Annotated in this window: 21 protein-coding genes; 13 read left to right on the plus strand and 8 right to left on the minus strand. The window is 56.8% G+C overall.

Features of this window, described 5'->3' with window-relative positions; genetic code table 11:
- Positions 1-68: 68 nt before the first annotated feature.
- Both ACR0B3_RS11700 and ACR0B3_RS11705 read right to left on the minus strand, forming a co-directional pair.
- On the minus strand, positions 69-1,019 hold the full coding sequence (locus ACR0B3_RS11700; protein ID WP_480809226.1) for a LysR substrate-binding domain-containing protein: 951 nt from the start codon (positions 1,017-1,019) through the stop codon (positions 69-71).
- Between the two features lie 10 nt (positions 1,020-1,029).
- On the minus strand, positions 1,030-1,791 hold the full coding sequence (locus ACR0B3_RS11705) for an aspartate dehydrogenase (RefSeq protein WP_480809227.1): 762 nt from the start codon (positions 1,789-1,791) through the stop codon (positions 1,030-1,032).
- 145 nt (positions 1,792-1,936) lie between these two features.
- On the opposite strand from ACR0B3_RS11705, the gene ACR0B3_RS11710 reads away from it, so the two are divergent.
- Positions 1,937-2,890: a dihydrodipicolinate synthase family protein gene (locus ACR0B3_RS11710; protein WP_480809228.1), complete on the plus strand. Its 954-nt coding sequence runs from the start codon at positions 1,937-1,939 to the stop codon at positions 2,888-2,890.
- A 68-nt stretch (positions 2,891-2,958) separates the two neighbouring features.
- On the opposite strand, the gene ACR0B3_RS11715 is transcribed toward ACR0B3_RS11710, so the two are convergent.
- The 4 genes from ACR0B3_RS11715 to ACR0B3_RS11730 are packed head-to-tail and all read right to left on the minus strand — an operon-like array spanning position 2,959 to position 9,104.
- Positions 2,959-4,320 carry an aminotransferase class III-fold pyridoxal phosphate-dependent enzyme gene (locus tag ACR0B3_RS11715; RefSeq protein WP_480809229.1) on the minus strand — a complete coding sequence of 454 codons (1,362 nt, stop codon included), beginning with the start codon at positions 4,318-4,320 and terminating at the stop codon, positions 2,959-2,961.
- Positions 4,321-4,349: 29 nt separating this feature from the next.
- Positions 4,350-5,453 (minus strand): mandelate racemase/muconate lactonizing enzyme family protein, encoded by a 1,104-nt coding sequence (locus ACR0B3_RS11720; protein WP_480809230.1) that lies wholly within the window; start codon positions 5,451-5,453, stop codon positions 4,350-4,352.
- Positions 5,454-5,466: 13 nt separating this feature from the next.
- Positions 5,467-6,582: a mandelate racemase/muconate lactonizing enzyme family protein gene (locus tag ACR0B3_RS11725; protein WP_480809231.1), complete on the minus strand. Its 1,116-nt coding sequence runs from the start codon at positions 6,580-6,582 to the stop codon at positions 5,467-5,469.
- Between the two features lie 47 nt (positions 6,583-6,629).
- A complete protein-coding gene (locus ACR0B3_RS11730; RefSeq protein ID WP_480809232.1) occupies positions 6,630-9,104 on the minus strand; it encodes an FAD-dependent oxidoreductase in 2,475 nt (824 codons plus the stop codon).
- A gap of 198 nt (positions 9,105-9,302) precedes the next feature.
- Here ACR0B3_RS11730 and ACR0B3_RS11735 point away from each other — a divergent pair, with 198 nt between their 5' ends.
- Both ACR0B3_RS11735 and ACR0B3_RS11740 read left to right on the plus strand, forming a co-directional pair.
- A complete protein-coding gene (locus ACR0B3_RS11735) occupies positions 9,303-10,394 on the plus strand; it encodes an aromatic ring-hydroxylating oxygenase subunit alpha (RefSeq protein WP_480809233.1) in 1,092 nt (363 codons plus the stop codon).
- A 119-nt stretch (positions 10,395-10,513) separates the two neighbouring features.
- Positions 10,514-10,897, plus strand: a complete 384-nt coding sequence (locus ACR0B3_RS11740; RefSeq protein ID WP_480809234.1) for a carboxymuconolactone decarboxylase family protein — start codon at positions 10,514-10,516, stop codon at positions 10,895-10,897.
- Positions 10,898-10,978: 81 nt separating this feature from the next.
- Here ACR0B3_RS11740 and ACR0B3_RS11745 read toward each other — a convergent pair whose 3' ends face one another.
- Entirely contained in the window at positions 10,979-11,272 is a 294-nt protein-coding gene (locus tag ACR0B3_RS11745; protein WP_480809235.1) for a hypothetical protein, read from the minus strand.
- A gap of 218 nt (positions 11,273-11,490) precedes the next feature.
- Here ACR0B3_RS11745 and phnC point away from each other — a divergent pair, with 218 nt between their 5' ends.
- The 5 genes from phnC (at position 11,491) to ACR0B3_RS11770 (ending at position 16,157) form a co-directional block, all read left to right on the plus strand.
- Positions 11,491-12,306 (plus strand): phosphonate ABC transporter ATP-binding protein, encoded by an 816-nt coding sequence (gene phnC / locus ACR0B3_RS11750; RefSeq protein ID WP_480809236.1) that lies wholly within the window; start codon positions 11,491-11,493, stop codon positions 12,304-12,306.
- Between the two features lie 58 nt (positions 12,307-12,364).
- Entirely contained in the window at positions 12,365-13,276 is a 912-nt protein-coding gene (gene phnD, locus ACR0B3_RS11755) for a phosphonate ABC transporter substrate-binding protein (protein WP_170723248.1), read from the plus strand.
- Between the two features lie 66 nt (positions 13,277-13,342).
- On the plus strand, positions 13,343-14,218 hold the full coding sequence (gene phnE / locus ACR0B3_RS11760; RefSeq protein ID WP_480809237.1) for a phosphonate ABC transporter, permease protein PhnE: 876 nt from the start codon (positions 13,343-13,345) through the stop codon (positions 14,216-14,218).
- Positions 14,215-15,540: a phosphonate ABC transporter, permease protein PhnE gene (phnE, locus tag ACR0B3_RS11765; RefSeq protein WP_480809238.1), complete on the plus strand. Its 1,326-nt coding sequence runs from the start codon at positions 14,215-14,217 to the stop codon at positions 15,538-15,540. The genes phnE (ACR0B3_RS11760) and phnE (ACR0B3_RS11765) overlap by 4 nt, the downstream gene beginning before the upstream one ends.
- Complete coding sequence (locus tag ACR0B3_RS11770) at positions 15,540-16,157, plus strand: DapH/DapD/GlmU-related protein (RefSeq protein WP_480809239.1); 618 nt, start codon at positions 15,540-15,542, stop codon at positions 16,155-16,157. The genes phnE (ACR0B3_RS11765) and ACR0B3_RS11770 overlap by 1 nt, the downstream gene beginning before the upstream one ends.
- On the opposite strand, the gene phnF is transcribed toward ACR0B3_RS11770, so the two are convergent.
- The gene (phnF, locus tag ACR0B3_RS11775; RefSeq protein ID WP_480809240.1) at positions 16,154-16,873 is read right to left on the minus strand and encodes a phosphonate metabolism transcriptional regulator PhnF; all 720 of its coding nucleotides are present in this window, start codon (positions 16,871-16,873) and stop codon (positions 16,154-16,156) included. The two genes, ACR0B3_RS11770 and phnF, sit on opposite strands and share 4 nt — an antisense overlap.
- Positions 16,874-16,954: 81 nt before the next feature.
- Between phnF and phnG the strand changes: the two genes are divergently transcribed.
- The 5 genes from phnG to phnK are packed head-to-tail and all read left to right on the plus strand — an operon-like array spanning position 16,955 to position 20,676.
- Positions 16,955-17,410, plus strand: coding sequence for a phosphonate C-P lyase system protein PhnG (gene phnG, locus ACR0B3_RS11780; protein ID WP_480809241.1), 456 nt, complete (start codon positions 16,955-16,957; stop codon positions 17,408-17,410).
- Positions 17,410-17,973, plus strand: coding sequence for a phosphonate C-P lyase system protein PhnH (gene phnH, locus ACR0B3_RS11785; RefSeq protein WP_480809242.1), 564 nt, complete (start codon positions 17,410-17,412; stop codon positions 17,971-17,973). The genes phnG and phnH overlap by 1 nt, the downstream gene beginning before the upstream one ends.
- Positions 17,973-19,061 carry a carbon-phosphorus lyase complex subunit gene (locus ACR0B3_RS11790; protein WP_480809243.1) on the plus strand — a complete coding sequence of 363 codons (1,089 nt, stop codon included), beginning with the start codon at positions 17,973-17,975 and terminating at the stop codon, positions 19,059-19,061. Before phnH ends, ACR0B3_RS11790 begins: the two co-directional genes overlap by 1 nt.
- Complete coding sequence (locus tag ACR0B3_RS11795) at positions 19,058-19,909, plus strand: alpha-D-ribose 1-methylphosphonate 5-phosphate C-P-lyase PhnJ (protein ID WP_480809244.1); 852 nt, start codon at positions 19,058-19,060, stop codon at positions 19,907-19,909. Before ACR0B3_RS11790 ends, ACR0B3_RS11795 begins: the two co-directional genes overlap by 4 nt.
- Positions 19,906-20,676 carry a phosphonate C-P lyase system protein PhnK gene (gene phnK, locus ACR0B3_RS11800; RefSeq protein WP_480809245.1) on the plus strand — a complete coding sequence of 257 codons (771 nt, stop codon included), beginning with the start codon at positions 19,906-19,908 and terminating at the stop codon, positions 20,674-20,676. The genes ACR0B3_RS11795 and phnK overlap by 4 nt, the downstream gene beginning before the upstream one ends.
- Position 20,677 lies beyond the last annotated feature (1 nt).

Here is a 20,677-nt window from a genome sequence, read left to right on the forward strand (position 1 = left end):
AACTGATATCTGGGAAAGCAGGTATTGAGAAATATGATACCGCTGACCCAAGCGGAGGCCCTGTTGTGTCAGGCGTTGATCGTGCGTGCCACCGACTTGAGAATTGCAAGAAACGCCGCGCTGGCTGGCGAAAGCGAGTCCTCGCCCCGGTGGGTCACGCCCACTGGCCCTGATCCGAAGGGTGGCGCCCAATTCAGTTGCGCCAATAGGTTCCGTTCGATGTCGAGCGCAGCGACATGTGCAGGCATGAGGCCGATGAAGTCATGCGCCCGCAGAAGCGATCGGTTTGCAAGATAAGACACCGATTCAATCGAGACAGCGGGATTGGTCTGCCCGGTTTTTAAGAAAAACTGATCGGCCTGCCGCCTCAGGGTCGTCTCAGCCGGGGGCAAAATCCAGCCGAATTCCATCATGTCTTCGAGAACGACGCTATCAACCTCATTCAAGGGATGGTGCGGGCCGACAACTGCAATCACACGCTCATCGTATAGCTTCAGTTGCTCAGTCTTGGCGCGGTGGCGAAAACTGGGCAGACGTCCAAGCACCATATCGATCTCACCAGACGCTAGCGCGGGCATCAAAGCTTGGTTGGTGCCCTCAACAATCTTTACGGTAACATTTGGGCGTTCAATCAATAGTCGTTCGACGGCCATTGGCAGCAGATTGGTTGATGCAGCCAGCAGAGTTCCGATGACGATCCGCCCCGCATTACCCTCGTTCAGATCATCCAACTCCTGCGCCGCGCTTGAGACCTGTGCGAAAATGAGCTTGCCATGCCGGATCAGAGTTTCACCATAAACCGTTGGGATAACACCCCGGTTGTTGCGCTCAAAGAGCTTGACTTCAAAATCGACTTCCAGGTCTTGGATCATCTTTGTTGCGGCGGGTTGCGAGATCCCAAGATCGCGGGCTGCATTCTGAATGCTGCCTTGCTCGCCCACTGCGATTAACAGGCGTAGCTGTCGAAGCTTGATCCGAGACAGTGCTCGGTCGAGAATGCGAGTATGTTTCGCGCCCATCGGTTAGTCCCTATCCGGTGATTGGAGACTGCAAGCGCCGGATCGCGGCGACTGCGCTCATGGCGGCAAGGGCCGAGCTTTTGGGATTGTCTGGTAAGGCACGCCCTTCGACCCTGAATGAAAACGATCCAAATGAACCAAACGCCGATACCTCATGTATGTTTGCGGTTAACGAGGGATCAGCGATCAACTGTACCCTGGTCTGCTCAAATCCAATTCCAGCTAATGCAACCGCTGCTGCCACATTCGCATTTTTAGGGTAAGTAATTGCCGCATCACGGGCATTGCCTTCGAAATGGACCGCCGCTGATGTCATGGCACTCAAATCCAAGCAATTTTCGGCCGGCGAACCGATCCAACCTTGTGGAGATTTACGCCCGGTATAGGTCACGGATTCCAGTCCGCCAACCTGCGCAGCACGTAAGCAATCCAAGGCACCGATGGCACCGCTGGCCAAATGCAATTGGCTGCCACCGCTCTTCGCTGAGGATTCGAGGGCTGCATAGAGCTGATCATCAGCCAGTGCGCCTAGCGAAACGGTGACCAGATCTATCCCTCGTCGCAGAATGTCCGGCCCGTGTTGAGCCAATGCAGCATGTCCCGCACAGTCGATCATCAAATCAATATCTGCAGGGATCATCGAAGCCTCTGTAACGCGGAGATTGCCGTTGTCGCTGGATCTATTCCGGCGCATCAGAGCGACATGGACCGAGCTTAAATGCGCGCGCACATAATGGGCGATTGCCCCGTCACCTATTATCCCGATCTTCATCACCACTCCTGTTTTGATATATTCCATATACAGAACTCAAGGGGCTCCGATATAGAATATTGAGATAGCTATATAAGCCCAAATCGATTGGCATTAGAAAAGCCTTAAGGTCTTTTCGGGGCAAACCGACTGCTGAGGCAACCTGATGCAATACAAAAAGCACGAAGCAAAAGCCTATGCGCGCGAAACGATGCGCGGGATCTGGGCTGCCGCGTTGAATCCGTTCAACGATGACGGGTCGATGAACGAGGAAGGCCTGCGCAGCAACATTCGCCATTGGATAGATGATCTTGGGATAAAGGGCCTGTTCATCGCTGGGAAACAGGGTGAGTTCTGGTCCATGTCGTTGGATGAGCGCAAGCGCAATATGACCATCGCGGTCGAAGAATGTGCAGGCAAAGCCGGTACAATCATGTCGATCTCGGATCAAAGCGTCAGCACCGTTCTGGAGCTTGGTCGCCACGCGCAGGATTGTGGTGCCGATTATGTTGTGGTCCATGCGCCCATGTTGAGCTTTTGCCATGATCGGGATGAGGTTTTGTATAATTATTACAAATATCTCTGTGATCGCTTGGATATTGGAATCGCAATGTGGAGCCATCCCGACAGCGGTTACTTGATGCAGCCGGAAACCTGCGCCCGGATCGCGGAATTGCCAAACATCATGGCGATAAAATATTCAGTCCCACGCGAGATGTATGCCCGTTTGACGCGGATGGCAGGAGATAAGATACTGGTATCGACCTCGCTTGAAGATGACTGGCTGGACAATATCGAAGAACTGGGTTGGCAGCTGTACCTATGCTCTTCACCGCCATACCAGATTCAGACCAAGAACGATCAACGTATGAACGAATATACCGAACTGGCCTTTGCCGGTAAGTTTGGTCAAGCCCGCAAGGTGCGCGATAGTCTGGATCCGGTCCGCGCAGCGATTAGATCGACCAAGCCCGGCGGAAAACCAACCGCGCATGGAAAATACTGGCAGGACCTTTTGGGTCAGATCGGGGCGCGCGTACGCCATCCCATGCTGGAATTGTCCAAGGCTGAAAAGGCCGCCACCTCGGCAGCGTTTGAAACCTGCGGCTTACGGCTTTGATACCGTTCTAAGGGCAGGACAATCAATTTGCCTGTCCATTTCATGCCGATGGTTGCGCGGACCCGCGATCAGACACACTCACGATCCGCGATATCGAGCGTTCGATCCAGAATCTCCAACCCTATCATCAGATCATCTTCGCTGATGTTGAGCGGCGGGGTCAGGCGGATCACGTTTGAATAGAACGATAGGTAAAGCCCTTCGTTCATTGCAAAGCTCATCATGTCGCTCATCGGTTTGGCTTCTGCGCCTTTGGCGGCAAACGGCACCAGCGGTTCGCGGGAAACGCGGTTCTTGACCAGTTCGATGCCGTTGAACATACCTTTACCGCGAATATCCCCGATCGAAGGGTGTTTCTCAGCCAAATCATGCAGCTCTGCGCGCATCTTTTCCCCCATCGCGGCGGCATGGGCGAGCGTGCCTTCTTCTTGCATGGCGCGGATCGCGGCAACGCCAGATGCGCAGGCTAGCGGATGGCCGGCATAGGTCAGCCCCCCGGGCAGAGGGGTGTCGCGCAGCCAGTCATGCAGCTCGGTACTGACGGACATGGTGCCAAGCGGCACGTAACCCGAGTTGATGCCCTTGGCTGAGGTTATGATATCTGGCTGCACGCCCCAGTGATCCACGGCGAACCATTTCCCGGTCCGGCCAAACCCGGCCATGACCTCATCCGCGATCAGCAGGATGCCGTATTTCTCGCAGGTTGCCTTTATCGACTGTAAATAACCGTCGGGTGGCACGATGATCCCGTTGGTACCAACAATAGGTTCCAGAATAACTGCGGCCACGGTGTTGGGGTTTTCATACATCAGGATTTCTTCAAGATGCGGCCCACCTTGGGCGACCGGGCAATGGGCGGGGTCTTTGTGGCCTGTTGGCAGGCGATAGACATAAGGGTCAAGCATCCGAACGACGCCCGGCATATCGGCGCGGGTCAGATGGTGGCGCGGGTCGCCAGTAAGCGACAGCGTGCCACCGGTTGCTCCGTGATAGGAACGGTAGCGGGCGATGATCTTTGTCCGACCGGTGTAATGCCGCGCCAAACGGATCGCTGTTTCATTGGCGGCGGACCCTCCGGTTGTAAAAAAGGTTGATGAGATGTTGGCGGGCGTGATCTCGGTCATGATTGCCGCCAGTTCTGAGCGCACATCCGAGCCCATGGCCGGTCCGATATAGCAAAGCTTGTCCGCCTGATCCTTGATCGCTTGTACGATCTTGGGGTGCTGATGACCCATATTGGCGTTCACCAATTGGGACTGGAAATCGAGGTAACGCTTGCCATCGCTGTCCCAGAACCAACTGCCCTGAGCGCCGGTTATAACGCGCGGGCGGCTGCCCTGTTTGGACCAGCTTTGCAGATAATGATCCGCGTGCATGTCTTTGACCCATTCTGGATCATGGGAGGGGTAGGCGTTGCTGAAGTCTTCCATAACAGGCCTCTTGGCGTGCGGGGTTTGGATCAATCGATGATGGTGGCGGGTTGGCCCAAGGCGTCGGCATCAGGAGTGACACCAAGGCCCGGGCCTTCGGGTGGGGCAATGCGACCGTTGCGGCGGCAGGGGACATTCGCATCGAGGCGCGGCCCAACATAGTGGGACAGATCGCAGGTATTCATGATGCCACGCGCTGGGGTCGACGCGGCAAGATGCAAGACGGCTGCGGTGGTTATATCGCTGCCCCAAGTGTCCTCGATGCACATCTGCGTGCCTAGTGAAAGGCAGAGATCGCGGATTTGGCGCATCGCCGAAAGGCCGCCCATCTTCGACAGTTTCAGCGCAGCGGCATCCATGCAGCCAGCGCGGTGTCCTGCCAGTACCGAATGAATGTCACAGGCACTTTCATCCAGCTTCATCGGCAGGCCCGTTGCAGCACGAACATGCGCGCATTCCTCGATCGTGGCGCAGGGTTGTTCCAGCATTATGTCCAGATGCGAGACAGCGCGGCCAACTCGTGTGGCAATCAGCGTATCTGACCCGCAATTCCAGTCTCCATAAACCAACGGGCCATTTCCGACGGCCTCGCGCACCTGAATCAAACGAGCAACGTCGGCTTCCCAGTTGTCATCTGCACCCAGCTTCACCTGAAACTGTCGCATGCCCTGATCGAAGGCATCGCGCGCAATGCGGGCCATCTCATCCGGTGCGATACAGGTGATCGAATGATACAGCGGCATATCCGCAACCGCCCGTCCGCCGAGCAAAGCATACAGCGGTAGTCCCGCTGCCTGTGCCGTCAGATCCCAAAGCGCTGTATCAATGGCTGACTTGGCGTAGCCATGCCCGTTCAGATGCTTGTTGAGGCGCTCCATCAGGGCTTCGGGGCCAACGGGGTCGGCACCGATAAGTACGGGTGCCATCTCTTCAAGCGCCGGAACCACGCCTTTGGCATAAGCGGGCAAATAATGCGGGATCGGACATACCTCACCCCAGCCCGATGCGCCGGTATCGGTATCCAAACGAACAACCACCGAAACCGTCGTATCGCAGGTCTTGCCCTCGGCCATGTAATAGGTGTCATGCGAGGTCAGCGGGACTTCCCAGGCGGTGATGCGGGTAATCTTCATCAGGCGGTTTCCATCAGGCGCAGGATTCGTAGGTTGCGACAGGTGGGCCAAGGCTGTCAAAGTCCGGCGTCACCCCAAGCCCCGGAGTATCTGTGGCATAGAGCTTTCCGTCACGCACTGTAGGGCCACCGATCCCGGTGTTACGGGTACTGTAGTTCATCAGATCGGTCGAGTTGATTAGCATCTCTTGGGGTGTCGAGGCCGCAAAATGGGCGACAGCAGCGGTGGTGATCTGCCCGCCCCAAGTGTCCTCGGATACGACGGGAATACCGTGGTCAATCAGGAAATCGCGCACTCGTCGGGCCTTGGACAGGCCGCCAAGGTTTGAAATCTTCAAACAGCAAATTTCGGCACCCCGATCGTTCACGATGCGCCGGGCCATTTCGATCCCGGTCACACATTCATCCAGCTTCATCGGCTGCTCGGCCACGCGGCGCACCTGCTGGCACTCGTCATAGCTGTGGCAGGGTTGTTCGAGGATATAGTCCAGATCGCGGGTTGCGCTGGCCACGCGGATGGCGTTGTCAACGCGCCAACCCTGATTGGCATCTGCCATCGCCTTTTCACCGGGCTGCAGCAGGGGCACGCCTTCGCGGATACGGTCGATATCGGTCACCCAGTCTCCACCTACCTTGATCTGGAACTGCCGGTATCCCGCTGCGCGGTGCTGCTCCATCTCGGCGATGGTTTCTTCCAGGACAGGCTTTTGCGGCACAACCCGGTACATCGGCGCACCATCGGTGAGTTTGCCGCCCATCAGCATCCAGACAGGTTGTCCGGTGGACTGCCCCAGAATATCCCAACACGCTGCATCAAAGGGCGCTTTGGCGTAGCCGTGACCTTGAACGGTGTTATCCATCAACCGTTCGATCTTGGACAGCTGGCGGGGATCTTCCCCCAGCAAGCGCGGGGCGGCGAGGCGGGCAAAGGCCTCGACCCCTTCGGAATGGGCGATCATGTAGTTCTCACCGCAAGGGGCAAACTCACCGCATCCTTGCAGGCCTGCATCCGTATCGATCACCACAACTGATGACATCGACGTTGTGATCGCGTTACCCGCGCCCCAGCCGTATGATCCGCCGACATAGGGCAGGGGGGTCTTAAATACACGGATGCGGGTTATCTTCATGGTGTCACCATAGGGCTTCCGCGATGGCCGATGCTCTGGTTTTCAGATCACGCCAATTCATGAACGGCATCCGTGCGTGGGCGTTCGGATTTCGGATCATAGGCCGCTTCGCCGAGGATACGCCCCTTGCGCGGTACGCCGGCGACAATAACCTCGACCTCTGTGCCCGGAACATTCACCTTTGGCTTGACGAAGGCGAAGGCGAGGATTTTGCCGACGCTGTGGCCATAGGCGACCGAGGCTGTTGCGCCGACAACCTCGCCATTGATCCGAATAGCCTCACCGCCATGACCATCTTCGAGCCCATCCGGTTCGATTTCCAGATAAGCGCATATCCATGGCATCTCGCCCGCTTCAGCCTGAGCGGCGCTAGCACGCGTTGCTTCGACACCCAGATACTCTTTATCCAGCTTGTAGAACCGGCCCACATTGGCCTCGGGCAACGTGACCTCATTGGTCAACTCGCCCGCTCCGGGGAAGGCTTTTTCCATGCGCAAGCTGTTCATCGCAAACGAGCCGTAGTTCTCGATGCCATGTTCTTCACCCGCAGCCCATAGTGCGTTGTAGACGTCAACACAGGCTTCATCCGGCATGTGGAATTCCCAGCCCAGTTCGCCCGCATAGGACATGCGGAAGGTCCAGATCTTGTGCCCCGCAATGGTGATTTCCTGAGCCGACAGCCAGCGGAACCCGGCGTTGGACAGGTCTGCGTCGGTGCATCTGGCCAGTACCTCGCGGGATTTTGGCCCGTTCAGGGACAAAGCCGACCAATCTTCCGAGAGCGTTTTGACAAAGACGGTCTCTCCCGCGAGGTTCTGGTTCAGGTGATCGACAAGGCGTTGTTCGAAGAAGGCGGCACATACAAGGTAGAACCGATCTTCAGCCATGCGAACGATGGTCGTCTCAAGCTCGATCCTGCCTCGGCGATTCAAAAAGTGGGTCAGCGTGATCGAGCCGTTTTTCTGCGGCATCCTGTTGGCCGTCAGTCGGTCAAGATAGGCATAGGCGTCGGGGCCTGAAACTTCGACCTTGGTAAAGGCGGTCACGTCCATGATGCCGACCCGCTCGCGCACGGCATGGCATTCCAGCGCAACCATGTCGAAGACTTCGTTGCGGCGGAACGAATAGTGGTCACGCTGTTCAACACCATTGCGCGCGAACCAGCGGGGGCGTTCGTGGCCAAAAACCTCTTCATAGACCGCGCCCTTTTCCTTGAGGATTTCATAAAGCGGCGAGGGTTTGATCGGACGCCCTGCAAGGCGGTTAAAATGCGGAAAGGGAATCTCGTGCCGCAGCTTGTAATCCTCATGCGCCTTGATGACCTGCCAGTCTTTCCTGGCATAGCTGCCAAAGCGGCGCGGATCATAGTCGCGCATGTTGATATCGGCAGCACCGTGCACCATCCATTTGGCCAGCTCACGGGTCAGACCAGGCCCCCATCCGATGCCGATCTGTGTGCCGCAGCAACACCAGTAGTTCTTGACGCCCGGCGCGGGGCCGACCATCGGGTTGCCATCTGGCGGATGGCTGATTGCACCATGGACCTCGCGGGTGATGCCCAGTTCCGCAAAGATCGGCATGCGTTCTAACGAGTTTTCCAACCATGGCATGACGCGGTCATAATCCGCCTCGAACAGCCAGTTTTCGTACTCCCATGGGCATTCATCGTGCCAGACAGAGTTCGAGTTCTCTTTTTCGTAGATCCCGATTAGGCCCTTGTTCTGTTCCATGCGGATATAGCCCGAGACCATCTTGTCATCGCGGATCACCGGCAGCTCGGTCTTCAGGTCTTTGAATTCCGGCACGTCTTCGGTGACGAAGTAGTGATGGGTCATTGAGGTCATGGGCAGCTGCAGATTCGACCATTCGCCCATCTGACGGGCATATGTGCCACCGGCGTTAACCACATGTTCGCAGGTGATGATACCTTGCTCGGTTTCCACCACCCATTCGCCAGCATCATTTTGGGTGATGTTAGTCGCGCGGCAGTGGCGAAAAATCTTCACACCATTCTGTCGGGCACCAGCGGCCATGGCCATGGTCACGTTCGAAGGGTCGACGTGGCCGTCATCTGGCGTGTAAAGAGCGCCAATGACACCGTCGAGGTTATAGTATGGGTGCTTTTCTGCAATGAAATCAGGCCCGACCAGCTCGATGTTGAAGCCCAGCGCGCGGCCAACCGACAAAGTGTGGCGCAGCCAGTCCATCTCATCCTCTGTGTAGGCGAGGCGGAAAGAACCGCAGCCGTGCCAAGTGACCGCCTGACCGGTTTCTTCTTCAAGCGTCTTGGAATAGAGGCCGATGTTATAGTCAACCATTTTGCCCAGCCCATATGAACTGGTGGAATGGGTTATCTGACCCGCCGCATGCCAAGTGGAACCTGAGGTTAGTTCTGCCTTTTCCAGCAGCACTGTGTCTTCACCCCAGCCTTCATGGCCCAGGTGATAGGCCAGTCCGCAGCCCATGACGCCTCCGCCGACAATGACGACCTTTGCGCGTGCAGGCAGTTCCTTCTTAGACATCGCAAACTTCCTGTTCCCGAGACATGGATTTCTGTGGACTTCCTATTGCTACATATGTACCAAAGTCAATAAGAAATGGCACAAATGTACATACCGAGGTAAGCGATGCGCGGTACAGATGTTTCGGATGGAGTTCTGGCCCGTACGGATGCTACGAATCCTGAAGCGATCTTTTTGCCTGAATCGGGAGGAACAAATATGAATGCCCCTCTGACCCATTCGCTGGAGGCGCGATACTATACCGACCCTGACATCTTCGACAAAGAGATGAACGGCTTGTTATTCAGAACCTGGCAATACGCAGGTCATTCGGCGGATATCCCGAACATAGGTGACTATTTTGCCTTTGAGATTGCAGGCCAAAACCTGTTTGCCATTCGTGGGCGCGACAACATTATCCGGACTTTCTACAATGTATGTCAGCATCGCGCGCATGAGATGGTGACCGGAACCGGCAATACGCGCGTTGTGGTCTGCCCATATCATCAATGGACCTATGAGCTGACCGGTGGTCTGCGTGCGGGTCCGAATATCAAAAGCGTGCCCGGATTTGACCGCGAAAAAATCTGCCTGACTGAAGTGCGAACCGAAGATTTCCTTGGGTTCATTTTTGTCAATCTCGACAATGACGCTGCCCCGATGGATGAATGGTACCCCCGCGTCCGGGACGAACTGTCAGAATTTGTGCCAAACATCAACGAGCTGGCGCCTCTGGAATGGGTCGAGATTCCTGAAAACTGTAATTGGAAGGTATCGATCGAGAACTATTCGGAATGCTACCATTGCCCGACAAATCATCCGACCTTTGCCGAAGGCGTTATCAAGCCGGAAACCTATGACATTCAGCCTGATGCGAGCGGCGGCTATGTGCTGCGTCACACGACCGAATGCCAAAGCCTCGACAAGATGACATATCCGGTCGATCTGAAAAGCAATAAACACGCGGGCGACTATCAAAGTTGGTTCCTGTGGCCGATGTTTTCGTTCCAATGCTATCCCGGCAATGTGCTGAATACCTATCACTGGCGGGCCAGTTCTGTGGACACCTGTACCGTCTGGCGTGGCTGGTACACCGAAGGCGGCCATGAAAGCGACGTGATCCGGGGCCTTGCTGTGCAGGATCGAGAAACCACTGTGGCCGAAGATATCCGGTTGGTAGAATCCGTGCATCGCGGCCTGAAGTCCAAGGGATACAAGCCTGGCCCCTTGGTGTTGGATCCGGCCTGCGGCGTGATGAGCGAGCATTCTGTCGCAAAGCTCCAGCAGTGGATGCGTGAGGCCGTCGAATAATATCCGAAGAATTAGGTCAGCCTTCGCACAACCCGTTGGGCAAGGGGGAGTGGCCTCGCAATACATCGAACAAGGACCGACCAACGTGTAAGTCGGTCGTATCATCTAGGGAGAAATAAATGGACGACAATCTGTTTGAAACAGGCTTGAGACAACGGAAATCAACGCTTGGCGATGAGTATGTTGAGAAAAATCTGGCCGCTGCGGATGATTTCACCCGTCCATTCCAAGAAGCTATGACCGCCTGGTGCTGGGGCTTCGGCTGGGGGGATGATACGATAGATCCCAAAACGCGCTCGATGATGAACCTGGCCATGATCGGGGCGCTTGGCAAAATGCATGAGTGGGAGATTCATTGCAACGGTGCCCTGAATAATGGCGTTAGCAAAGAAGAAATCCAATCGATCATCCACGTGATCGGTATCTATTGTGGGGTTCCGCAGTCGCTAGAATGTTTCCGTGTCGCGCGCAAAGTGTTGACCGAACGCGGTCTGCTGGCTTGATCTAAGAAAGCTGACAATTAAAGGGCGCAACCGAATTTCAGGTTGCGCATCCGCTGTTCGCGCGAACAGCGGTCTAATCGTCTAGGCTGGGTCTGGCACTTCACCCTGCCAATGCTCACCCATCGCTACAATGCATGAGGTGCCATTGGCGTAGTTCTGGACAATCATCCAATCGCCGCTTGTGCGTGTGACCCAAACTTCCAGCATCGTTTCGGGATCGCGCAGGCCCATGCCTTGGCGTTCGGCCCCTAATACTTGCTTCAATGTCTGGGCCATGCGTGTGCTGTCATCGCAATTGACATCCGACATTTGTGCATGCGTGGTCGTGGGGACTACGAGGCACATAAGAAGCGCGCTGATAAGAAGACGGGTCATATGTGAAGGCTAGTCCTTTCTCTGACTAAGCGTAACAGTTTTATGACGTCCTGTGGATAAAATTTGCTCGAAACTCGGCGAGATCAACCGCCTGCCAGAGAAACAGGCAACCACCGGGCCTGTCACAAATCTTTCGTTCAGATGTAATGGAACCGATTCAAAAGCGTCACGCAGCTTTTGTTTTGACCTTTTATCCGCCTCGCAACGATGGGGGCGATATGCTGAGAATTGAGAAGCTGACCAAACAGTTTGGCGACAAGCGGGCCGTGGATTCGGCGAATATCAATGTCGACAAACCAACCATGATCGGGATTATCGGTCGTTCCGGGGCTGGCAAATCCACGCTTTTGCGCATGGTCAATCGCCTAAGTGATGCGACCACCGGCGCCATCACCTTTGAAGACCAAGAAATCACGGCGCTGAAAGGCGCGGCCAAGCGCGAATGGCAATCGCGCTGTGCGATGATCTTCCAGCAGTTCAACCTTGTACCGCGCATGGATGTTGTCTCGAACGTTTTGCATGGCACACTGAACAGACGCTCGACCTTTTCGACCATGTTCAATCTGTACCCGCGCTCGGACATACATCAGGCGATTGAAATTCTGGACCGGCTGGGCATCGCGGAACAGGCGCCCAAGCGGGCCGAGGCATTGTCAGGTGGTCAGCAGCAACGTGTCGCGATCGCGCGCGCGCTGATGCAAGACCCAAAGATCATTCTTGCGGATGAGCCTATCGCCTCGCTTGACCCAATGAATGCGCAGGTTGTGATGCAGTCGCTGCGGGCCATTCACGAAGAAGACGGTCGCATGGTCATTGCCAATCTGCATACGCTGGATACCGCTCGCCGCTATTGCGACCGGGTCATCGGAATGCGTGATGGTCGGATCGTCTTCGACGGCACGCCTGCGCAGCTGACAACGGGCGTGGCACGCGACATTTACGGCGCAGGCGCGGATTTTTCCGAGGCCGCGACCTCGACTGAGATCGAAACACTGGACAGGCCAGAAGTCCGCGAAGCGGAAGCCTACGTCTGAGCCAGTTTCCACCCGCGTCTGTCGCGGGCCACCTTCATCTAACCGAACGGAGAGAATGATGAAAAAGACCCTCGCACTGGCGCTTGCCGCCTCTACAGCCCTGAGCACCACCGCTTTGGCCGAAGAAATCACCGAATTTCGCATCGGCCTTCTTGGCGGAGAAAACGCACAGGACCGCGTGAATAGTTATCAATGTTTGGCTGACTACGCCTCGGAAGCACTGGGTGTTCCGGTCAAAATCTTTACCCCTGCTGACTACAATGGCGTCATTCAGGGTCTGCTGGGCGGATCGCTTGACATGTCCTGGCTTGGTGCGTCCTCTTACGCCGCGACCTATCTGCAAGACCCCGAAGCGGTTGAGCCTGTTCTGGTCAAAGTCAACGTTGATGGCTCGATCGGGTATCATTCCATCGGCTTTGCGCGCAAAGACAGCGGTGTCACCTCGCTGGACGACATGGAAGGCAAAGTCTTTGGGTTCGGCGATCCGAACTCAACCTCGGGTTATCTGATCCCTTCGATCGAGATTCCTCAGTACAAAGATGGCATCACCATGGAGTCCGGCGAGTATTTCGGTGAAGTGAAATTTACCGGCGGGCACGAGCAAACCATTGTTGCCGTGAACAATGGCGACATTGACGGTGGTGTGACCTGGGCCGACGGTCAGGGCAACTGGGAAGATGGCTACAACTCAGGTGCTCTGCGCAAAGCAGTTGATGCCGGTCTTGTCGACATGAACGACCTGGTACAAATCTGGAAATCCGAAGTTATTCCAGAGGGTCCGGTTGTTCTGCGCAAGGCTCTGCCTGCCGAGGTCAAGGCCACAATGACCGAGCTGATCGACAACCTGTACGAAAACGATCCCGAATGTTCGTATGGTGTTTTTGCAGGTGACAATCTGGGCGCGCAGCCAGTGACCCATGACACCTACATTTCCATTGTCGAGGCCCGTAAAGCCAAAATTGGCGGCTAAGCCAAATCAATGACGTTTCCGGCAGCCCTGTCCCGGGCTGCCGGAACTTGTTTATCCGGGGTCGGAATGTCAGACATATCACTCAGCAGCGCGCCACACAGCGTTGAGAACATTCAATCCAGCTATATGGCGCAGGTGCAAAGGCGCAGGCTCTATGGAGGTCTGACGCTGTTGATTTTTTGCGTGTTGATGGTGTCAGGCTTCAACATTGCCGACGCACGAAATGCGGGTGGTTTCTGGGACGGTATCCACAGTGTGTTCGACTACCCAAGTGATGTCCTCTCGGAGGCTTGGGAAAAGCGGGCCGATCTGCCTAGCCTGATGCTGAAGTATTTCCCGGCGCTGGTCGAGACAGTGAATATTGCGGCCGTTTCCACATTGATTGGAGCCATCGGCGGCTTGTTTCTGTCGCTCCTTGGCACGCGTGGGCTGGCGAAATGGCCCCGTTTGATCCCGGTCTTCCGGCGCATCTCGGATATCATGCGCGCCGTGCCGGAAATCGTCATCGCGCTTGTTCTGATCTTTGTCCTCGGCGGCGGACCGGTTCCGGCGATGATCGCCATCTCAATCCACACCGCTGGGGCGCTTGGCAAGATGTTCTCGGAAGTGTCCGAAAACGCTGATCTGAAGCCCGTTGAGGGATTGGCCTCGACCGGGGCGACTTGGTCAAAACAGATGATGCTGGGCATCCTTCCACAGGTGGCACCAAACTATATCAGCTATGCACTGCTGCGCTTTGAGATCAATATCCGGGCTTCTGCCATCCTCGGTTTCGTCGGCGCAGGCGGTTTGGGATACGAACTGCGTAACGCTATGGCTTGGGGACCCGGGCGCTTTGATGAGGCGGGCGCGATTTTCATCCTGCTGTTCAGCACGATCGTATTCTTTGATCAGGTGTCCAGCCGCTTCCGCAACCGTCTGACCGAGGGGCAGGGCCAATGACTGCAATTGAATTGAACTTCGGGCTCGACGGGGCCAAGCTTGAAGCTGAACGGCGCTTTCAGCGCAAACGAATGATCGGATTTGGCATTCCCGCCGTGATCCTGTTGTACCTCACCTATATCTTCTTTGCCTTTGATCTGCCGGGGCTGGCGCAGCGTGCCAATCTTGAAAATGCAGTTACACTCGCTTCGGACAGTTGGTCACACAAGGTGCACGTCACGCGCGACAATCGGTCTGGCGAGGTAACCTATGCTGTCGAGGGTGAGCGCAAGGGCACTTATCCCAAAGGTCAGCGCCCTGATTGGGTGTCCGGTGACGAAGTGATCACAATCGATTTGGGGCACAACCACGTCGTGCGCTTTCTGTCGGACAACCGGACCGAGGTTCAAGTTCCCGACTTCCCGTTGATCAAGGTGCAGGCAGAAGGGCGTCGCTTGACCACCAATTTGCCCACAGATCTGCCCAACTGGATCTCGGCCTCTGATCGGCGTGTCGCGATCACCACGCCTGAAGGTCGGATCACTCTGACCGGTGCCCGATCCGAAGTGTTCAACTATTTCCCCGGATGGGAGCTGTTCTGGTTCACGCTCGACAGCCCTTATTACGGTTATGGATTTGGGGAAATCTTGTTTGGTGCGCAGATTGATCCAACCCGTTCGAACTTCGCAGGCGCAATCTCGGATTGGTGGAACAATGCGATGTGGCGGCACAAGGATGTGGCCTGGGCGATTGGTGAGACAATTCTGATGGCATTTCTGGGCACAATGGGCGCTGCGATGATCGCGCTGCCTTTGGCCTTTCTTGCCGCCAAACGCTTCTCACCTGTTATGCTGCTTCGCGCTGCGACGCGCCGTCTGTTTGACTTTGTACGGGGTGTGGATGCCCTGATCTGGACCGTGGTTCTGGCGCGGGCCTTTGGCCCGGGACCGCTGACAGGCGCCCTGGCGATATTGATCACCGACACGGGTACGTTTGGCAAAATCTTCTCGGAAGCGTTGGAGAATGTAGATCAGAAGCAGATCGAAGGGGTGTCTTCAACCGGGGCTAAACCACTGCAGCGTTATCGGTTCGGTGTAATTCCGCAGGTCGTTCCGGTGTTGCTTGCCCAGATTCTCTATTTCCTCGAATCCAATACCCGTTCGGCAACGATCATCGGCGCGATCACTGGCGGTGGCATCGGACTGATGCTGACGCAAGCGATTCAGACCCAGAAAGACTGGGAAGAGGTCGCCTATTACATCGTCCTGATCATCATCATGGTGATGTTCATGGACTGGTTCTCGGGCTGGTTGCGGGGCAAGCTTATCGGACGGAAAGACTGATGGCGCGGCTTGCGGCGGAACAGCCCTTTCTTCACCCGGATTGTGAGATCACCGACTGCAGGTTTGGGGCCTATGTCGAGATCGGCAAAGGCAGCCGCGTCGCGCATTCAGAACTAGGCGACTATAGCTATTGCGATCGGTATGCTGACATCGCCAATGCGCAGATCGGAAAGTTCGCGAATATCGCCGCCTTTTCGCGGATCGGCGCTACGGATCATCCGCTTCACACCGCTTCTTGCCATCATTTTCTGTATCGCTCTAGCGACTACTGGGATGATGCAGATCGGGATGAGGCGTTTTTTGATCACCGCAAATCCCGTATCGTAACAATAGGTCACGATACATGGATCGGTGCAGGTGCAATGATCAAGCCTGAGGTCACGCTTGGTGATGGGGCCGTAGTGGCCGCAGGCGCACTGGTGACCAAAGATGTAGACCCCTACACAATTGTCGCGGGCGTCCCAGCCAATCCCCTCCGCCTACGCCAGCCGCGCGACCTTGCGGAACGGTTGATCGCGCTGGCTTGGTGGGACTGGTCGCATGACAGGCTGCGCACAGCGCTCGATGATTTCCGTACGCTGGCTGCCGAGGCGTTTTTAGAGAAATACGAGCCTTAGCTTTCAAGCGTCAGTGTTACTCGGTCTCCAACAAACCAGGTTCGGCCAAATTCGACCGGTTGGCCCTGTTCGTCGACATTCACGCCTGACGATCTGAGAAGCGGGTCTCCTTCTGTAACCTGCAAGTGCAGCGCCTGAGTGGCAGTTGCCCGAGTGGCGGTCAGCCGGGTTGAGGCCCTTGTATAGTCGGTAACACCTGACCTGCTTAATGCCTCGGTCACGCTGCGGGTATCTTGCAGTGCGGCGCTGATCCCGGGCAGCCGCTTCAGGGGAAACATGCTTTCGAACACGGCGATGGGATGCCCGTCCGCAAGAGAAAGGCCATGATAGGCACAAATTTGATCGCCGGGTGACAGGGCCATAGCGCGGGCCTCGCCTTCGGTCGCCGCGCGTTCTTCAACATTAAGCACCTGTTTTTCCGGCTGACGGCCAGCAGCAATGAGGTTTTCATGGAACCGAACCCGTGCGCCGATGGGGTAATCGGTGGGCGTGGCTGCAACAAAAGCACCTGCACCACGGCGGGTTCGGATCAAGCCTTCATCGACAAGGGCCGAGATGCCGTGGCGCACCGTGTGGCGGTTCACGCCAAACCGCTCGGCCAGCGCCGCCTCGGTTGGCAGTTTGTCTCCGGGGCGATAGCGCGCTTCTGCCAGGTCACTGCGCAGGGCGTCGGCGATGGCCTTCCAGATCGGGGTTTTGATGGGGGTGTCACGCAAGTTTCACAAAATTCCTCTGTCGCGGATCGGTAAATATGATAAGATATGTATAGTTGTATAGTATATGGAAAAGTTGTCGAGATGAAAGACACTTTTGATGAAAACGCCGACCGAAAGGCTTGGATGGGGCTACTGGCCAAAGCGCCAGACGGCCGCGTTGCTGCCCTGTTGGATGCGGCAATGACCCGCCCCGATTTCAAATGGCTGCGTGCGCCAGAGATCGGCAGCACCATGGTCCGTGGCCGCGCAGGCGGGACCGGAGCGCCGTTCAATTTGGGTGAAATGACCGTGACGCGCTGTGCTCTGACGTTGGAAACGGGTGAAGTTGGGCATGCCTATATTCAGGGTCGCCGCAAGGATGACGCCGAAGCCGCCGCGCTGGTTGATGCATTGATGCAGACGGAGGCGGCGGATCATTTGCGCGCCAAGTTGCTGGCCCCACTGCAGGACGAGTTGATCGGGGCAAAGACTGCCCGCGCTGCCAAAGCCGCTGCCACCAAGGTCGATTTCTTTACAATGGTAAGAGGAGAGGATTGATGCAGTCAGAAACCCTGACCGGCGGTTTCACCGATCCCGCAATCCAATCCGCCCACGCCTTTCGCAGCGTGATGGAAGCAATGGCGCGCCCCGGCGCAGTGCAAGAGGTTTCCGGCGCGGTTCCTCCTGCCCCGTTATCACCTGCGGCGGGGGCTGTGTTGTTGACGCTTTGCGACACCGAGACGCCCGTTTATCTGGCCGGTGCTTTGGATTGCGACGCCGTGCGTAGTTGGCTTGCCTTCCACACCGGCGCGCCGTTGACCGGCCCATCACACTGTATGTTTGCGGTTGGGGCTTGGCCGGATTTGGGGCCGCTGAGCGCATACCCAATCGGGACGTCAGAATATCCGGATCGCTCTGCCACGTTGATCGTGGAATGCTCTGAACTCGCCGCTTCCGGGGCAACCCTAGCGGGTCCGGGCATCAGGGAAAAAGCCGCTCTTTCATTGCCCGAGCTTGAGGCGTTTCAGCAGAATCGAATGCTATTTCCCCTGGGGCTCGACTTCATCTTCACGAATGGCAACCACCTGGCAGCTCTGCCAAGAACGACCGAGGTGTCCTGATGTATGTTGCAGTAAAAGGCGGCGAGCGTGCGATTGAAAATGCGCATGCGTGGCTTGCCGAGGAACGCCGTGGTGATACCTCGGTCGCCGAGCTGAGTATTGCGCAAATCCGCGAACAGCTGAGCCTTGCGGTTAATCGTGTCATGGCCGAAGGTTCGCTGTTCGATCCTGATCTGGCCGCGCTAGCGATCAAGCAGGCGCGCGGGGATCTGATCGAGGCGATCTTCCTAATCCGCGCCTATCGCACGACGTTGCCGCGCTTTGGCACATCCGAGCCCGTCGATACCGGCGCAATGGCCTGTGACCGGCGCATCTCGGCAACCTTCAAAGACTTGCCGGGCGGACAGGTGCTGGGGCCGACCTTCGACTACACGCACCGATTGCTGGATTTCAAACTGGCCGCCGATGGTGAGGTGCCCGAAGCCCCCGTTCGCGAAGCCGAGCCGGGCGATGTGCCCCACGTCACGGATTTTCTCAATCGCGAAGGTCTGATTGAGGAGGCACCGCATGACGATGCGCCGCCACCTGATCTGACCCGAGAGCCGCTTGAAATGCCCGCCGATCGCGCTTTGCGCCTGCAAGCCCTGACCCGCTCGGACGAAGGTTTTACCCTTGGTCTGGCCTATTCCACGCAACGCGGATACGCGCGTAATCATGCCTTTGTCGGTGAATTGCGGATCGGATCCGTGCCGGTTGAAATGGAGATCCCCGAACTGGGATTCGCCATCGAAATTGGTGAAGTCGTTCTGACCGAATGCGAAACGGTCAACCAGTTCACGGGATCGAAAACCGAGCCACCGCAGTTCACCCGAGGCTACGGGCTTGTGTTTGGTCAGACGGAACGCAAAGCTATCTCGATGGCCTTGGTGGATCGCGCATTGCGCTGGGAAGAACTGGGTGAGGACAATGTAGGCGCACCTGCTCAGGATGCCGAGTTTGTCCTCTATCACGCGGACAATATTCAGGCGACGGGCTTTCTGGAGCATATCAAGCTGCCGCACTACGTCGATTTCCAGTCTGAGCTGGAGCTGGTGCGCAAACTGCGGCGCGAGGCTGGCGCGGATCAAGTGCAGGAGGCTGCGGAATGAACGCCTATAACTTTGCTTATCTGGACGAACAGACCAAGCGGATGATCCGCCGTGCAATCCTGAAAGGTCTTGCGATCCCGGGCTATCAGGTGCCATTTGCCTCGCGCGAAATGCCCATGCCTTATGGCTGGGGTACGGGCGGTGTGCAGGTCTCGGCGGCTGTGTTGACCCCCGATGACACCTTTAAAGTGATCGATCAGGGCTCGGACGATACCACAAACGCGGTCTCGATCCGCACCTTCTTTGAGCGCACTGCCGGGGTGGAGACGACCACGGCGACCAGCGAGGCGTCGGTCATCCAGACCCGCCACCGTATCCCCGAGGAGCCGCTGAGCGAGGGACAAATCCTTGTCTATCAGGTCCCGATCCCCGAACCCTTGCGGTTTCTCGAACCGCGTGAGAGTGAAACCCGCAAGATGCACAGCCTTGAAGAATACGGGCTGATGCATGTGAAGCTGTACGAAGACATTAGTCGTCACGGGCATATCGCGACCTCTTATGCTTATCCGGTGAAGGTTGAAGGCCGCTATGTTATGGACCCGTCGCCGATCCCGAAATTCGATAACCCAAAGCTTGGTGACATGGCTGCGATCCAGCTGTTTGGAGCGGGGCGTGAGCAACGGATCTATGCACTGCCGCCCTATACGCAGGTTGTCTCGCTGGATTTCGAGGATCACCCATTTGAAGCGTCCAAGGCCCAACACGCCTGCAGCTTGTGCGGAGCCGAGGACAGCTATCTCGACGAGGTGATCATCGACGACGCGGGCGGGCGGATGTTTGTCTGCTCGGACACCGACTATTGCGAGGCGCGCCAGGCGGCGGGCCACAAAGGAAAGGACGCCGCATGACACCTTTGCTGTCTGTTCGGGGCATCACAAAGCGCTATGGCCCGCATATTGGCTGTGCCGATGTGTCATTCGACCTCTATCCTGGTGAGGTCATGGGGATCGTTGGCGAAAGCGGGTCAGGTAAGTCGACACTGCTGAATTGCATGGCCGGGCATCTGACTCCGGATGCCGGAGAGGTTGTGTTCGAAACACGCGCAAATGGTCCGCAGGACACCGTAACGATGTCCGAGCCCGAGCGTCGGATGCTGAGCCGCACCGATTGGGCCTTTGTCCACCAACATGCCCGCGACGGGTTGCGCATGGGCGTCAGCGCCGGGGGCAATGTGGGTGAACGGCTGATGGCCGTCGGGGAACGTCACTATGGCGACATTCGCGGCAAGGCCACGGATTGGTTGCAACGGGTCGAGATTGACGCGGCCCGCGTGGATGATCGCCCGACAACATTCTCTGGCGGGATGCAGCAGCGTCTGCAGATCGCGCGCAATCTGGTGACCGGGCCGCGGCTGGTGTTCATGGACGAACCGACCGGAGGACTGGACGTGTCTGTTCAGGCAAGGCTGCTCGACCTGTTGCGCGGATTGGTGCGTGATATGGGCCTGTCGGCTATCATCGTCACGCATGATCTGGCCGTGGTGCGCCTGCTGGCGGATCGTCTGATGGTGATGAAATCGGGCCGCGTGGTCGAGGCAGGCCTGACCGATCAGGTGCTGGATGACCCACAGCATGCCTACAGCCAACTTCTTGTCAGTTCCGTTTTGCAGGTGTGAG

Source organism: Ruegeria sp. CE9, assembly GCF_056537425.1.

Bases quoted from the DNA above. Each gene is read 5' to 3' on its own strand.
- phnE (WP_480809237.1), top strand. From the start codon at position 13,343: ATGTCAGACATATCACTCAGCAGCGCGCCACACAGCGTTGAGAACATT.
- ACR0B3_RS11725 (WP_480809231.1), bottom strand. From the start codon at position 6,582: ATGAAGATAACCCGCATCCGTGTATTTAAGACCCCCCTGCCCTATGTC.
- phnG (WP_480809241.1), top strand. From the start codon at position 16,955: ATGAAAGACACTTTTGATGAAAACGCCGACCGAAAGGCTTGGATGGGG.
- ACR0B3_RS11795 (WP_480809244.1), top strand. From the start codon at position 19,058: ATGAACGCCTATAACTTTGCTTATCTGGACGAACAGACCAAGCGGATG.
- phnK (WP_480809245.1), top strand. From the start codon at position 19,906: ATGACACCTTTGCTGTCTGTTCGGGGCATCACAAAGCGCTATGGCCCG.
- ACR0B3_RS11735 (WP_480809233.1), top strand. From the start codon at position 9,303: ATGAATGCCCCTCTGACCCATTCGCTGGAGGCGCGATACTATACCGAC.
- ACR0B3_RS11700 (WP_480809226.1), bottom strand. From the start codon at position 1,019: ATGGGCGCGAAACATACTCGCATTCTCGACCGAGCACTGTCTCGGATC.
- phnC (WP_480809236.1), top strand. From the start codon at position 11,491: ATGCTGAGAATTGAGAAGCTGACCAAACAGTTTGGCGACAAGCGGGCC.
- ACR0B3_RS11710 (WP_480809228.1), top strand. From the start codon at position 1,937: ATGCAATACAAAAAGCACGAAGCAAAAGCCTATGCGCGCGAAACGATG.
- ACR0B3_RS11720 (WP_480809230.1), bottom strand. From the start codon at position 5,453: ATGAAGATTACCCGCATCACCGCCTGGGAAGTCCCGCTGACCTCGCAT.
- ACR0B3_RS11770 (WP_480809239.1), top strand. From the start codon at position 15,540: ATGGCGCGGCTTGCGGCGGAACAGCCCTTTCTTCACCCGGATTGTGAG.
- ACR0B3_RS11790 (WP_480809243.1), top strand. From the start codon at position 17,973: ATGTATGTTGCAGTAAAAGGCGGCGAGCGTGCGATTGAAAATGCGCAT.
- ACR0B3_RS11745 (WP_480809235.1), bottom strand. From the start codon at position 11,272: ATGACCCGTCTTCTTATCAGCGCGCTTCTTATGTGCCTCGTAGTCCCC.
- ACR0B3_RS11730 (WP_480809232.1), bottom strand. From the start codon at position 9,104: ATGTCTAAGAAGGAACTGCCTGCACGCGCAAAGGTCGTCATTGTCGGC.
- phnE (WP_480809238.1), top strand. From the start codon at position 14,215: ATGACTGCAATTGAATTGAACTTCGGGCTCGACGGGGCCAAGCTTGAA.
- phnD (WP_170723248.1), top strand. From the start codon at position 12,365: ATGAAAAAGACCCTCGCACTGGCGCTTGCCGCCTCTACAGCCCTGAGC.
- ACR0B3_RS11740 (WP_480809234.1), top strand. From the start codon at position 10,514: ATGGACGACAATCTGTTTGAAACAGGCTTGAGACAACGGAAATCAACG.
- phnH (WP_480809242.1), top strand. From the start codon at position 17,410: ATGCAGTCAGAAACCCTGACCGGCGGTTTCACCGATCCCGCAATCCAA.
- ACR0B3_RS11715 (WP_480809229.1), bottom strand. From the start codon at position 4,320: ATGGAAGACTTCAGCAACGCCTACCCCTCCCATGATCCAGAATGGGTC.
- ACR0B3_RS11705 (WP_480809227.1), bottom strand. From the start codon at position 1,791: ATGAAGATCGGGATAATAGGTGACGGGGCAATCGCCCATTATGTGCGC.